The 14,330-nt window shown below is 66.3% G+C and carries 10 protein-coding genes, 1 pseudogene and 1 riboswitch; of the genes and pseudogenes, 3 read left to right on the top strand and 8 right to left on the bottom strand.

Annotated elements, in window-relative coordinates; translation table 11 throughout:
• Positions 1–36 precede the first annotated feature (36 nt).
• Positions 37–801, bottom strand: coding sequence for a TorF family putative porin (locus J5J83_RS12460; protein ID WP_212349566.1), 765 nt, complete (start codon positions 799–801; stop codon positions 37–39).
• 292 nt (positions 802–1,093) lie between these two features.
• Here J5J83_RS12460 and J5J83_RS12455 point away from each other — a divergent pair, with 292 nt between their 5' ends.
• Together J5J83_RS12455 and J5J83_RS12450 are read left to right on the top strand one after the other, a co-directional pair.
• On the top strand, positions 1,094–1,351 hold the full coding sequence (locus J5J83_RS12455) for an accessory factor UbiK family protein (RefSeq protein WP_212349564.1): 258 nt from the start codon (positions 1,094–1,096) through the stop codon (positions 1,349–1,351).
• A 104-nt stretch (positions 1,352–1,455) separates the two neighbouring features.
• Positions 1,456–2,955, top strand: a complete 1,500-nt coding sequence (locus tag J5J83_RS12450) for a YifB family Mg chelatase-like AAA ATPase (protein ID WP_212349562.1) — start codon at positions 1,456–1,458, stop codon at positions 2,953–2,955.
• 26 nt (positions 2,956–2,981) lie between these two features.
• On the opposite strand, the gene atzF is transcribed toward J5J83_RS12450, so the two are convergent.
• From atzF to J5J83_RS12415, 7 genes are all read right to left on the bottom strand, one after another.
• Entirely contained in the window at positions 2,982–4,802 is a 1,821-nt protein-coding gene (gene atzF / locus J5J83_RS12445; protein WP_212349560.1) for an allophanate hydrolase, read from the bottom strand.
• The gene (uca, locus tag J5J83_RS12440; protein ID WP_212349558.1) at positions 4,799–8,401 is read right to left on the bottom strand and encodes an urea carboxylase; all 3,603 of its coding nucleotides are present in this window, start codon (positions 8,399–8,401) and stop codon (positions 4,799–4,801) included. Before uca ends, atzF begins: the two co-directional genes overlap by 4 nt.
• A gap of 87 nt (positions 8,402–8,488) precedes the next feature.
• Entirely contained in the window at positions 8,489–9,127 is a 639-nt protein-coding gene (locus J5J83_RS12435) for an urea amidolyase associated protein UAAP2 (protein WP_212349556.1), read from the bottom strand.
• An 11-nt stretch (positions 9,128–9,138) separates the two neighbouring features.
• Positions 9,139–9,870, bottom strand: a complete 732-nt coding sequence (locus J5J83_RS12430) for an urea amidolyase associated protein UAAP1 (RefSeq protein ID WP_249115704.1) — start codon at positions 9,868–9,870, stop codon at positions 9,139–9,141.
• Positions 9,871–9,880: 10 nt separating this feature from the next.
• Positions 9,881–10,669, bottom strand: a complete 789-nt coding sequence (locus tag J5J83_RS12425) for an ABC transporter ATP-binding protein (protein ID WP_212349552.1) — start codon at positions 10,667–10,669, stop codon at positions 9,881–9,883.
• On the bottom strand, positions 10,666–11,481 hold the full coding sequence (locus J5J83_RS12420) for an ABC transporter permease (RefSeq protein ID WP_212349550.1): 816 nt from the start codon (positions 11,479–11,481) through the stop codon (positions 10,666–10,668). The genes J5J83_RS12425 and J5J83_RS12420 overlap by 4 nt, the downstream gene beginning before the upstream one ends.
• An 87-nt stretch (positions 11,482–11,568) precedes the next feature.
• Entirely contained in the window at positions 11,569–12,645 is a 1,077-nt protein-coding gene (locus J5J83_RS12415; RefSeq protein WP_212349548.1) for a putative urea ABC transporter substrate-binding protein, read from the bottom strand.
• A gap of 58 nt (positions 12,646–12,703) precedes the next feature.
• A riboswitch (guanidine-I (ykkC/yxkD leader) is annotated at positions 12,704–12,803 on the bottom strand.
• 294 nt (positions 12,804–13,097) lie between these two features.
• On the opposite strand from J5J83_RS12415, the pseudogene J5J83_RS12410 reads away from it, so the two are divergent.
• Positions 13,098–14,327: pseudogene (locus J5J83_RS12410) on the top strand (multidrug effflux MFS transporter); the annotation flags it as partial.
• Positions 14,328–14,330 lie beyond the last annotated feature (3 nt).

The following is a 14,330-nucleotide window of genomic DNA, read 5'->3' as shown; positions in this document are numbered from 1 at the left end:
GCCTCGAGCTGAGAGGCCCGGACACGCGAGTCGTGCTCAGAAGTCCTTGCTGAAGGACACGTAGAAGTGGCTACCGGCGGCATCCTTGCCGCTGGAGCCGAAACAGTAAGGCTCGCCCTTGCTGCAGTCGCCGTTCGCGTCGGAGTCGGCGTAGTTCAGCGCGACGGTGCCGATACCGATATCCTTGCTCACGCCCAGGCCCCAGTCGGAGTACGAGGCCTTGCTGTTGTGCTTGATGTACTGATGGCCGATGTGGGCGCTGGCGGTCCAGCCGGCCATGATCTCGTACTCGGCGTTGAGCTCGAGGTAGTTGCTGTTACGGGTGCTGTCGGTGTCGAGACCGGTCCAGCCGAACAGGTACTTGGAGACCGAGTGCGAGTACTTGAGGGTGAGGAACTCCCAGCCTGCGGAGACATATACTTCCGTCGTATCCGGGGTGGCTACGCCGCTGATCGAGTTGCCCGGATAGAAGTAGCGAATGGCACCGACGTCATACGAGATCGGGCCGGCTTCGCCCGCGTAACCGAAGTAGAAGTCCCACTCCATGTTGTTGCGGGTCTTGGCGATATCGTCCACCCAGCCGACGTTCGACGCCCAGGTGCCGACGTAGAAACCGCTCGAGTGAGCGTAGTCGACCCCGCCCTGCACAGCCGGGTTGCTTTGCGTCTGGCTGATGCCGCGGAACACATAGTTCGTCGTCAGCGAGAAGTTGCCGCTGAAGGGGCTTTCCTCTTCAGCGTGAGCAGTACTCATCAGCGGCAGTGCGGCGATAAGGGCGGTGACGATGAGGCTCTTGCGCATGGTTTGCTCCTGAAGCAAGTGATGAATTGTGTTTTGGTGGAGTTCCATTAGCATCGAGCGTGCCAGCTCCTTGAAGTCTGCTTGAATGCTGGGCTTCAGGGGCGTCGCGCGGCCCGGATGGTGGACTTGTCGCAGGCGGGGCTCACCGGGATGATGCGCTGATTGCATGTACGCACCAACATGGTGCGAAAAATGCACATTGCAGGCACCGTGTTGGAGCGGTGTGGCCGGAAGCATGCTTGAAGCGCATGCTAGACTTCATCAGGACTCACTTTTTGGAGCGTAAGAGATCATGACTGCGCCACGCATATTCGATGAAATTGGTTCGAAACTGTCCGAACTGGTCGCAAACAGCCCGGTGCGCGATGTGGAGAAAAATATCAAGGCGGTCCTGTCCGGCGCCTTCGACAAGCTTGACCTGGTGACGCGCGAGGAGTTTGAAGTTCAGCGCGAGATGTTGGCGCATGCCCGCCAGCGCCTGGCTGAACTGGAAGCCCGGGTCGCCGTTCTCGAAAGCGAGATCGCGACCCGGGATGATGTCGCTCCCTGACAAGGCTGCGATTCGTGCCGGCCCTGATGCCGGCTTCCGGAATATTCCTTTGGCATCGACCGGATCTCCGCTAGACTGACGGCCGCTCAGTGTTGGAGGTCCGGATGTCGATCGCGCTTGTGCGCACCCGTGCCATAGACGGGCTGAATGCGCCCGAAGTCACGGTCGAGGTGCACCTTTCAAACGGCCTGCCTGCGTTTACGCTGGTCGGCCTCGCCGACACCGAAGTCCGCGAGGCTCGCGACCGGGTGCGTGCGGCCATTGTCACTTCGCAGTTCGAATTTCCGCAGCGCAGGATCACCGTCAATCTTGCACCGGCCGATCTGCCCAAGGAGGGCGGACGGTTCGACCTGCCGATTGCGCTCGGTATCCTGGCGGCGTCCGGCCAGGTCAAGGGCACGGGGCTGGCGCAGCAGGAGTTCTGCGGCGAGTTGTCGCTCGACGGCAGCCTGCGGCGCATTCGTGGCGCGCTGGCGGCGGCGCTGGCGGCCGGGCGCGATGCGCGCAGTCTCGTACTTCCGCTCGAGAACGCCGACGAGGCAGCCCTGGCGCGCGACGTGGGCGTGCATCCGGCCACCTCGCTGCTGGCGGTATGTGCGCATCTCAACGGTCTGGAGGTGCTGCCTGCGCATCCGCCGCCTGTGCCGGGCGTGAGCCACGAGCAGGTTCCCGATCTGGCGGACGTGCGCGGCCAGTATCAGGCGCGGCGGGTGCTCGAGGTTGCCGCCGCGGGCGGGCATTCGCTGCTGATGCACGGATCCCCCGGGACCGGCAAGTCGATGCTGGCACAGCGTCTTCCGGGGCTGTTGCCGCCATTGAGCGAAGCCGAGGCGCTCGAGAGCGCCGCGGTGCATTCCCTTGCCGGCCGTTTCGATGCGGGGAGTTGGGGGCGGCGTACGTTTCGGGCGCCGCATCATTCGGCGTCGGCGGCAGCGCTCGTCGGCGGCGGCGCCATTCCCCAGCCCGGCGAGGTGTCGCTGGCGCATCACGGCGTGCTGTTTCTCGACGAACTGCCGGAATTCGACCGTCGGGTACTCGAATCCCTGCGCGAGCCGCTGGAGACAGGTCATGTCACGGTGTCGCGGGCACGTCGGCGGGCCGAGTTTCCGGCGCATTTTCAACTCGTTGCCGCCATGAACCCCTGTCCGTGCGGCTATTCCGGACATCCCGGCAGGGCATGCTCGTGCACACCGACGCAGATTGCGCGCTACCGCGCACGCCTGTCAGGCCCGCTGCTCGATCGCATCGACCTGGTGGTGGAAGTGCCGGCGCTGCCCTATGCCGATCTCGCCGCAACTGCGGCCGGGGAGTCGAGTGCCGAGGTGCGGGCGCGGGTGCTGCTGGCACGTGAACGGCAGATCGTCCGCCAGGGCATGACCAACGCGGCACTGCCAGCCGGTCGGGTGGATGCGTTCTGCGCGCCGGACGCCGCAGGGGCGGCGCTGCTGGCCCGGGCGATGAGCCAGCTCAACCTGTCGGCGCGGGCCTATCACCGCGTCTTGCGGGTGGCGCGCACGCTGGCCGACCTCGCCGCAGCCGAGAGACCCGGCGCGGCGCACATGGCGGAGGCCATCCAGTATCGGCGCGGCCTCGCCGCGCACTGAAGGCGCGGGTGCGCGCCGGCCCGATACTAGCGGCTCTCCAGATAGCGTCGCCAGCCGCCGAAGTGGCTGATGTCCTGCGCCCCTTCGATGCCGCGGGGTTCGCAGATGAAGCCGGTCTCCAGGCGACCGTCGCCGAGCTCCACCTTGCCCAGGCCCAGGGGTGCGGGGATGCCTGCGAGGAAGGTGCCGAGTTCGGCGGCGGGCAGCTCCCAGATCTCGACCTCGATCGCGCACCCGCCCTCGGCCACCCGCACCATGCCGGGACGCAAGGGCGGGCCGCCGGCCAAGGCATAGAGCTTGTAGTCGGGGCTGCTCACCGTGCGTTCCAGCAGGCAGGCGCCGCGTGACGTGAGCTGATGGTTGAGTGGCAACCCCTGCAGATGGGCGCCGCAGACGACGACGCGCAAACGGTCGTTCTGCGCGCATGAGATCGGTGCCGCCAACGTGCTGGCGTGGCCGCCGGTCAGCGGCAGGGCATGCTGGCGCTGCATGGCATCGGCTACGCCCAGCAGATACTGGTCGGTAAACGCGCGGCCGAACAGCGTTACGCCCCACGGCAGGCCGTTTTCCATGAAACCCGATGGCACGGCGACTGCAGCATAGTCGAGCAGGTTCATGAAGTTGGTGTAATAGCCCAGCTCGCTGTTGCGCAGCACCGGCTCGGCCTCGAGCTCGGCCAGGGTGACCGGGCGTCCGATGGTGGGCGTGAGCACGCAGTCGAGTTCCGCCATCTGAGCGTCGCAAACGGCCTTCAATGCTTGCAGCTTGTATTGCGCGGTGAACGCATCGACTGCGCTGGCGGCGGGGGCCTTGGCAAGCACGTCGCGGATGACCTCGAGCACCGCCTGCGGGTCACGCTCGATCAGCGTACCCGCTACGGCGTAGCGCTCTGCCACCCACGGCCCTTCGTAAAGGAGCCGTGCAGCCTGCAAAAAGGGAGAAAAGTCGACCTCGACCGCTTCGCCGCCAATGGCCGTCAGCTGTGCGACAGCATCGGCGAACAGCCCGCCGCCCTCTGCGCAGCCGAAGAATTCGAGATCCTGTTTGCGGGGGACGCCGAAACGGAACGGACGCGGCACTCCGAAAGCCGTCCCCTGGTTCCATGACGGGTTGAGGCGGCCATAGGGGTCAGCTGCGTCGGGCGATGTCGTCAGTCCCATCAGCATCGATGCTTCGCGCGCGGTGGCGGTGAAGTAGGTTACGCAATCCAGTGTGCGGCAGGCCGGCACCACGCCGGCGGTCGACAGCAGGCCGCGGGTAGGTTTGGTGCCGACCAGATTGTTCAGCGCCGCAGGCACCCGGCCCGAACCGGCCGTGTCGGTGCCGAGCGCGAAGCTCGCGACCCCGAGCGCAACCGCCAGCGAGGAGCCGGCGCTCGAACCGCCCGACGGATACTCGGCCAGCACCGAGTTGCGGCAGGCACCATAGGGCGAGCGGGTGCCGTTGAGGCCGGTGGCGAACTGGTCGAGGTTGGTCTTGCCGAGCGGGATCGCACCGAGCGCGATCAGGCGTTCGACCAGTGTCGCCGAGCGCGATGGCGTGTAGGCGAAGGCCGGGCAGGCGGCGGTGGTCGGGATGCCCGCGAGGTCGATGTTGTCCTTGATCGCGAAAGGAATGCCGTATAGCGGCAGGTCCATCGGCGACTGTCCGTCCAGTGCTTCCAGATAGGGTTCGAGTTCGGCCTCGTCGAGCAGGTGGATGAAGAGCCTGTACTCCGGATTCAGCGCTGCCGAGCGCGCGCGCAGTGACGCCACCAGGGCACGCGGCGTGAGGCTGCCGCTGCGATAGGCGGCCTGCAGCGAATCGATGCGCAGGTCATGCGGATGTTTGGGCAACAAGGTGTTCATGCTTCCTCCAGGATCAGGACGCGCTGGCCGGCGCGTACCGGGGAGCCGGGCTGGACCCGGATCTCCTTGACGATGCCGTCGCGCGGAGCGGTGAGCGGGATTTCCATCTTCATCGATTCGAGAATGACCAGGGTGTCGCCGGCCGCCACGCGCGCGCCGGCCGCGACCTTCACCTGCCACAGGTTGCCGGCGATATGGCTTTCGATCGCATGCTCGCCCTCGCCCAGCGGCGCGTCCTCACCCAGGTCGGCGACGACCTCTTCTGCTTCGAAGTGGGCCTGTCCGGTCGCGATCCAGCGTTCGCGCTCGGCATCGAAGGCGGCGCGCTGCTGGCGGCGGAAGTCGGCGATGCCCTCGGCTTCGCGGGCGAGGAAATCCTGGTAGTCGGCCAGCTTCAGCGTGGTGTGCTCGATCCGTACCGGGTAGCGCCCGAGCGGGAAATCGCGGCGGATGCGCAGCAACTCGTCGGCGTCGACCGGGAAGAAGCGTACCTGATCGAAGAAGCGCAGCAGCCAGGGCTTGCCGTCGAAGGCATCGACCGCGCGGTAGCGATTCCACATCTGCAGCGTGCGGCCGACGAACTGGTAGCCGCCGGGGCCCTCCATGCCGTAGACGCACATGTAGGCGCCGCCGATGCCCACCGAGTTTTCCGCGGTCCAGGTGCGGGCCGGGTTGTACTTGGTGGTGACCAGACGATGGCGCGGGTCGAGCGGTGTCGCTACCGGCGCTCCCAGGTAAACGTCGCCCAGCCCCATCACCAGGTAGCTGGCCTCGAACACGGTACGCTGCACGGCCTCGAGGTTGGGCAGATCGTTGATTCGGCGGATGAACTCCAGGTTGCTCGGGCACCACGGCGCATCCTTGCGTACTGTGGTCATGTACTTCTCGATCGCCAGCCGGCAGGCCGGATCGTCCCAGGACAGCGGCAAGTGCACGATGCGCGAGGGGACTTCGAGGTCGTCGCGCTCGCACACTGCGGCCCACAGCGCGGCCACGCGTTCGAGCAGGCTGGCCAGCGGCAGGGTCTCCGGGCGGTAGTGCAGCTGCAAGGAGCGGATGCCCGGGGTCAGATCGATGAGGCCGTCGAGTGCCAGCGCCTCGATGGCCTGCATCAGCGCATGGGCACGGAAGCGCAGCACCAGATCGAGTTCGGGCGGGCCGACTTCGAGCAGTACATGGGTGTCGCCCGAGACACGTGCGACCAGCCGGGTGTCGTCGCGACCGATGTCGAGCACGATGGGCGAGGCCAGCACGATCGCGTTCGAGCTGGCCGGGCAGGCCTGCGTCAGGCCCGCGGCTTCGGTGGTGCGAGCCTGCGCCAGTGCGCGCGCCGTTTCCAGGCTGACCGGGATGAAGCGCACCTTGTCGCCGGCTTTCAATTGACCGAGTTGCCACAGGTCGGCTTCGATGACGGTCACCGGGCACACGAAGCCTCCCAGGCTGGGGCCATCCGGGCCGAGGATGACCGGCATGTCGCCGGTGAAGTCCACCGCACCGATCGCATACGGGTTGTCGTGAATGTTGGACGGATGCAGGCCGGCTTCGCCGCCGCTGTCGCGTGCCCAGTCCGGCTTGGGGCCGATCAGGCGCACACCGGTGCGGCTGGAGTTGAAGTGCACTTCCCAGTCGGTGGCGAAGAAGCGTTCGATGTAGGCCGCGTGGAAGTACTCCGGTGCGCCGTGCGGACCGTAGATGACACGCAGCTCGCGCGTCGCCGGCAGCGTCGGGGTGAGCGCAGCGGGCAGGCTGGCACCGGCTGCAGCGTCGGCGAGCGGGAACAGATGCAGCACGTCGCCACCGCGCAGCGCGCGCCCGCCATGGCCGCCGAACTGGCCGAGGGTGAAGGTGCTCTTGCTGCCGAGATAATCGGGCACATCGACGCCTCCGCGCACGCACAGGTAGCTGCGCGCACCGGCACCGGCGATGGTGCCGAACACCAGCCGGCTGCCGGCCGCAACGAAGATCGCGGTGTTCATCGGCTGCGGTACGTCGTCGAGGCTGAGCGGGATGTCGGCGCCGGTGACGGCTACGACCGCATCGCAGTTGAAGCGGATGATGGGGCCGCTCATGGTGATCTCGAGCGCGGCTGCACCCTGGTCGTTGCCCAGCAGGCGGTTGCCGAGGCGCAGCGCACGATCGTCCATCGGTCCCGAAGGCGGCACGCCGACCGCCCAGTAACCGAGCCGGGCGGGCCAGTCCTGCACCGTGGTCTGGGTGCCGGCGGTGATGAACTCCATGCTGTCGCTGCGGTAGCGCAGGCCCTCGAGGCAGCGCGTCCACGCTTCGCCACTGGCAAAAGGCTTGTCGGCGAGAATCTGACGCAGGTAATCGCGGTTGGTTTCCACGCCGTAAAGCCGGCTCTGCGCCAGCGCCGCATCGAGGCCTGAAATCGCGGCGTTGCGGTCTGGCGCGTGGGCTATCAGTTTGGCGATCATCGGGTCGAAGTAGGGCGGAATCTCGCAGCCGGCATCGACCCAGGTGTCGATGCGCAGCGCGCGCCCGTCTGCGGGCGGAAAGCTGACCGAGGTCAGCAGGCCAGGGCAGGGCTGAAAGTCTCGGCCCGGGTCTTCCGCGTAGAGGCGGGCCTGGATGGCGTGGCCCTGCTGCTTGAGTGTGGCGGCGAGCCCGGCGAGCGGTGGCATGTCGCCCGCGGCCAGTTGCACCATCCAGGCGACCAGGTCTACGCCCCACACCTGTTCGGTGACGCCATGCTCGACCTGCAGCCGGGTATTCACTTCGAGGAAATAGAAGGCGCCTGCCTCACTGTCATAGACGAACTCGACCGTGCCGGCGGAGCGGTAATTCACCGCGCGGCCGAGGCGGACCGCCGCCTCGCACAGCGCGTCGGCCATGCCCTCGGGCAGATTGGGTGCAGGCGTTTCTTCGAGCACCTTCTGGTTGCGCCGCTGCACCGAGCAGTCGCGCACGCCGAGCGCGATGACTTCGCCCATGCCGTCGCCGAAGATCTGCACTTCCAGGTGGCGTGCGCGCTCGATGTATTTCTCGATGAATACGCCCGAGTCGGAGAAGTTGTTCTCGCCCAGACGGCGCACCGCCTCGAACTGTTGCGCCAGTTCGTCGGCGCTGCGGCACACGCGCATGCCGATGCCGCCACCGCCGGCGGTGCTCTTCAACATCACCGGGTAGCCCACGGTGTCGGCGGCGGCGAGGGCGTCATCCACCGAGTCGAGCAGTTCGGTGCCTTCGAGCATCGGCACGCCGTGCGCCTTGGCCAGCGCGCGTGCGGTGTGCTTGAGGCCGAATACGCGCAGCTGCTCCGGCGTGGGGCCGATGAAGGCGATGCCGGCGGCTTCGCAGCGTTCGGCGAAGGCGGCGTTCTCGGACAGGAAGCCGTAGCCGGGGTGAATGGCGCCGGCGCCAGTGTCGCGGGCGATGGCGATGATCTTGTCCACCGCCAGATAGGTGCCGGCGGCGGCGCCTTCGCCCAGGCTGTGGGCTTCGTCGGCTTCGATGAGGTGACGGCTGGCGGCGTCCGCTTCCGAGTACACCGCCACGCCGTTGGTGCCCAGTTGGCGCAGCGTGCGCAGGATGCGGCAGGCGATGGCGCCGCGGTTGGCGATCAGGACTTTGTCGAACATGGTCTCACCCGATTCTTGTCGAGCTGTGGCGGGTCGTCCCGCCGGAGATCGGAACCGCGGAGGTCGTCCTCCGGGTGATTCGGTGGCTCAGTCCCAGATCAGCACTTCTGCCGGGGTCGGGTTGTAGCCATTGCAGGGGTTGTTCAGTTGCGGGCAGTTGGAAATCAGCACGATCACGTCCATCTCGGCGCGGAGTTCCACGTATTTGCCGGCGCCCGAGATGCCGTCCTCGAAGGTCAGGCCACCCTCGGGGGTGACCGGCACGTTCATGAAGAAGTTGATGTTGGCACCGATGTCGCCCTTGGCCAGACGGCCGTCGTGCAGGCAGCCGCACAGGAAGTTGTCGCGACAGGCGTGCATGTGCAGCTTGTCGAGCGCATAGCGCACGGTGTTGCTCTCCTGCGCGCAGGCGCCGCCCAGGGTGTCGTGGCGGCCGCAGGTGTCGGCGACGATGGTGAGCATCGGGCGGCCGAGGTTGGAGTACAGCACGCTGCCGGTGGTCAGATACACATTGCCTTGGCGACGCAGGGTGCGCTGCGGGTCGTAGCGCTCCTTGGGGTTGGCGACACCGTAGAACAGGGTGTCGACCGCCTGGTTGCCTTCTAGGTCGAGCAGGCGGACGGTCTGGCCGGCCTTGACTTCGCCCACCCAGGGTTCGCCCGCGGGGATCACATGGCGCGACACGGCGGCGTCGGGATTCAGTTTGCTGGAGGTCAGGGAGCTCATGTCGGGTCGCCTCACAGATAGAGGTTTTCGGTGTTGATGAAGCCGCGCTCGTTCTCCGGGCGGGACGTGCGGCAGTGCTCGGCCACGCCGGCCTCGGCCTGCATCCAGGTTAGCTGCACCGGCTTGGGCGAATACACGGGCGACGGGTCCATCGGGTGCTGCAGGGCGGTCATCACCACCAGGGTGTCCATCGGCGCGTAGAGCTCGATGTAATCGCCAGCCTTGCTGTTGCCGGGCGCGAAGTGCATGCCGCCCGTGGCGTCGACGGTGACCCTGGAGAACAGGTTGAGTACCATCAGCAGGTCTTCCACGCCCATCCCCCATTTGCCGAGCTCGATCAGCAGGTTGTCGGTACCGTTGCGGTAGCAGGCGTTGCGCAGGGTCTGGTAGGGGCCTTCGCCGTATTTCTTCTTCACCTCGGCGGCATCGAGCACGCCGCCCAGGCTGTCGCTCCAGCCGGTGGTGTCTGCGGTGATCGCCGCGAGCACCCGGCCCATGTCGGAGTACAGGCAGTGGCCGCGGGTGAGCTTGGCGGTGTGCTGGCATTTGAGCGAGTCGGGCAGATTGAGGCGCTCGGTCTTCTCGTGGGCGTTGAACAGCAGCAGGCTGACATTTGCGCCGCCTTCGATATCGGTGAGTCGCAGCAGACGGCCGCGACGCAGCACAAAGGAGCGGTGGCCGCCGCCGGGCAACAGCTCTTCGGCCAGCGCAGGATAGGGCAGAGGGGTGGCGTGAGTGATCATGGAATCCTCGTCATGCATTCTTGAGCGCGCCGGTGACATGCTCCGGTAGCGCGGCGACGGCCTCGCGGGTGGCGTGGCGGTCCAGGTTCAGGGGAATGTCGTAGGTGATGCGGGCGCCATAGGCACCGGGCTCGTGCGGGTCGTGGCGGACCTTGTCGAACACCAGCAGGCGGGTGCCCAGGGTGAAGCCTTCGGACAGGTCGTGGGTCACCATCAGCACGGTGAGCCGGGTTTCCTGCCACAGCTCGAGCAGCAGGGCGTGCATGTCCTTGCGGATGCCGGGGTCGAGCGCGCCGAAGGGCTCGTCGAGCAGCAGCATGCGCGGCTTCATGATCAGCGCCTGCGCAATCGCGAGACGCTGCTGCATGCCGCCGGAAAGCTGGCTCGGGTACTTGTCGAGAGCATGGCCCAGGCCCACGCGCTTGAGCAGTGCGGCGGCCTGCTCGCGGGCGTCGGCCTTGGCGCGGCCAAACAGGCGGCCGAGAACAGGCGCACGCGGCAATTCCAGGCCGAGGGCGACGTTGTCGAGCACGCTCAGGTGCGGCAGCACCGAGTAGCGCTGGAAGACGATGCCGCGACTGGCGTCGGGCTCGGTGGCCAGTGGCTTGCCGTCGAGCAGGATCCGGCCGCGACTGGGCGCCTCCTGGCCGAGCAGCATGCGCAGGAAGGTCGATTTTCCGCAGCCCGATGCGCCGACCAGCGCACAGAATTCGCCTTCTGCGATATCGACCCGCAGGTTCTCCAGCACCACCTGGTCGCCGTAGGTCTGCCACAGATTCCTCACCTGAATGTAGCTCATGCCCGGCCCCCTTCGTACCAGGGGAAGGCGGCGCGGGTGAGGCGCTTCAGACCGAAATCCATCAGCCAGGCGAGCAGGGTGATCCAGGCCACGTAGGGCAGAATCACATCCATCGCCAGGTAGCGCCGAACGAGGAAGATGCGGTAACCGAGGCCGTCGGTCGAGGCGATGGCTTCGGCTGCGATCAAGAACAACCAGGCCGAGCCAAGCGACAGTTGCAGCGCGATCAGCAGGCGCGGCAGCAATTGCGGCAGCACCACGCGCAGGATCAGCGTCCACGTGTTGGCGCCCAGGGTCTGGGCCTTGATCAGCAACTCGACCGGAATCTCGCGCGCCCGCTGCTCGATATCGCGCGCGATCACCGGGGTGATGCCGATGACAATGAGCATGACCTTGGACAGTTCGTCGAGGCCGAAGACGATGAACAGCACCGGCAGGATGGCCAGCGGTGGAATCATCGACACCACCGTCAATAATGGCGATAGCGAGGCGCCGAACATCGGCAGCGTGCCCGACAGCACGCCAAGGCACAGCCCGAGCGCGGCCGAGATCAGTAGACCCATGCCGAGCCGCTTGAGGCTGGAGGCCGTGTCGTCCCAGAACAGGTAACGTCCGCTGCGCGGGTCCTCGGACAAGGCCATGCGATCCACCGCCTCGGCCATCTGCACCGCGCTCGGCAGCAGCTTGTCCTGCGGATTGTCGGCAAGGCGCGCGGCCGAGCCGGCGAGATAGGCGATCAGCAGCAAGGCGAAGGGCAGGATCACCAGGCTGATTCGCCAGCTGCGGCCGGGTCTTCGATTGATGAGGCGCATGGTCAGTTTCCGGGTGGTGGCGGATGCGGGTGCTCGCCCCCGTGCAGCGGCTGCGCGGGGAGTGCGGGCAATCGGCGGCGCGGCGGCTTAGTTGAGCCTGCCGTCCGCGGCCATCTTCATGAAGCTGGGGTCGAAGCGCAGCTTCAGGTTCTTGACGTCACCGGTGTTGGTCTTGGCAAAGCTCATGCCGATGGCGTCGGCGCTGCGTGCACCTTCACCCAGCAGACCATGGGCGAAGCTGAACTGCGCGACCTTGGTCATGGTCGCCGGCAGGGCGGCACCGGTGGCGAAGGCCACGGCCTCTGGTGCCGTATAGAACATCTTGGTTGCCGCCAGTTGGGCTTCGTAGCCGGCAAGGTCGGTGCCCGAGGCGGCGGCCATATGCTGGCGTGCCGCCTTGCCTTCGGGCGTGTTGGCGCTCATCACCGCCATCACTTCGTACCAGGCGCCGGTCAGGGCCTTGCCCAGCGCCGGGTTCTCGGCCAGCGTCTTGCTGTTGACCACCATCAGATCGATGATCTCGCCCGGGATCTTGCTCGAGTCGAAAACCTTGGTCACGTTCGGCGTGGCCGCCACTTCGGCCAGCAACGGGTTCCAGGTGACGACCGCATCCACGCCGGAGGTGGCAAAGGCGGCGACGAGGTCTGCGTCCGACGTATTGACCACTTTGGTGTCGCGCTCGCTCATGCCGGCGGTTTCGAGCGCACGCGCCAGCAGGTAGTGGGAGACCGACAGCTCGACCAGATTCACCGGCTTGCCCTTTAGGTTGGCGACGGTCTTGCCTTTGCCCTTGATTACGATGCCGTCGTTGCCGTTGGAGAAGTCGCCGATGATCAGCGCCGTGGTATCGACGCCACCGGCGGCCGGAATCGTCAGCGCGTCCATGTTGGTCATCGCGCAGCCGTCGAATCCGCCCGCGGTGTATTGGTTGATCGACTCGATGTAGTCATTGACCTGCACGACATCGACCTTGATGCCGTATTTCTTGGCCCACTTGTCCATGATCCCGGACGACGCTGCGTACTCCCACGGCATCCAGCCGGCGTAGATGGTCCAGCACACCTTGAAGTCCTGCTTGGGGGCAGCCTGGGCAGGCGCAGAAAACGCCATCGTGAGGGAGAGGACGGCTGCCGCGGCAGCAGAGAAAAGGCGGGACTTGCGCATGAAAACCTCCGGTTCGGTTATCGGTTGGGGCGGGAGCGGCGCATCACGAGATGCTTCGTTCTCCCGGGCTTTTGTCCCGCCGTGTAACCTCGAAGGAGGTCGACAACTCTCGGACCAGACGTCCGCTTGCGCAGACCGGAACCCTAGTCGTCCATTTCAGATTGTGGTGCGTGAAGTTCGATCAATCGAACCGCTCCGGCACGGGTTTGGTTTAGCGAGAAGTGTGCCATGCGGCGGTTTGCCTGCAAATACTGGGCGCGAATGACGCTGCGCCGCACGATTCGTGTCAGATCTGCCCTGACTTGGTGCGCGGTGCGCCATGGTGGTGCCTGACTTGCGTCCCGTCCCTTGTCTCGACAATCCGGCATGCCGTGTTATCTTGCTGCTGACCCCGATGCGTCGGACGGGCGAGCGGACTTCGACAATCTCGGACCGTCCAGGTCCGGCCCCGCAGGCACCGCGCGACGCCAGATCAATACAATAACGAATCAACGATGCCCTCGACTTCTCCCTGGATTGCGGTGGTATTGGCCGCTCTTGCCGCCATTGGCCCGTTTGCGATCGACACTTACCTGCCTGCCTTCCCGCAGATGGCGGCAGCGCTGGGGGCGACGCAGGTCGAAGTGCAGCAGACCCTGACCGCCTACATGGCCACCTTTGCCTTCATGGTCTTGTGGCACGGTGCGTTGGCAGACCGCTTCGGGCGGCGGCGCGTGCTGATGGGGGCGACCTTTCTTTTCGGGATCGCTGCACTGCTGTGCGCGATTGCGCCGTCGATCGAGTGGTTGTGGGCTGGTCGCGCGGTGCAGGGCCTGTGTGGTGGCGCCGGTATGGTCGTGGGCCGCGCGGTGATCCGCGACATTCATGAAGGGCCCCAGGCGCAGCGCCTGATGTCGCGGGTGATGATGATCTTCGGCATTGCACCGGCGGTGGCGCCGCTCATCGGCGGCATGTTGCTGGCGGTCGCCGGATGGCGTGCGATCTTCGTTTTTCTTGCCTGTTTCGGCTTCGCTCTGTGTGCGATGACCTGGCGCTTCCTGCCCGAGACGCTCGCCGAGGATGCGCGTCAGCCGCTGCATCCTGCGGCGCTTGCGCGTGCCTATCGCAACGTCCTCACCCATCCTGCCTTCCTGCTGCTGGCATTGTCGGTGGCCTTGATGTTCAACGGCTTCTTCATCTATGTGCTGTCCGCGCCGGTTTTCGTCATGACGCATCTGGGCCTGGGGGCACAGGATTTCGCCTGGCTCTTCGTGCCCTCGGTGGCAGGCATGATGATCGGCTCGGGACTGTCGGGGCGGGCGGCCGGGCATTGGTCACCGGTACGGACGATCGGGGCCGGATTTGCGGTCATGCTCGCCGCGGCGCTGGGCGGCATGCTGATCGCAGCGAGTGCGCCGCCACATCGCCTGTGGCTGGTGCTGCCGATTGCCATTTACGGTGTCGGCATGGCGCTGGCGATGCCGAGCATGAGCATTCTCGCACTCGATCTCTTTCCGCAGCGCCGCGGCATGGCCTCGAGCTGCCAGAGCTTCCTGCAGGTGGGGATGAATGCGGTTACCGCGGGGGTACTTGCGCCCATCCTGTGGCGGGCGCCTCTCACGCTTGCCGCCGGCATGTGCATGTTCTCGGCCCTGGCGCTGACCGGCTTCATCACTTGGCGCCGCCGCTATCACGCGGCCTGAGTC

The sequence above is a fragment of the Azoarcus sp. L1K30 genome, assembly GCF_018122735.1.
Classification (GTDB): domain Bacteria; phylum Pseudomonadota; class Gammaproteobacteria; order Burkholderiales; family Rhodocyclaceae; genus Parazoarcus.
Note: the sequence above shows the minus strand (reverse complement) of the source record. Positions and strands in the feature narration are given on the sequence as shown.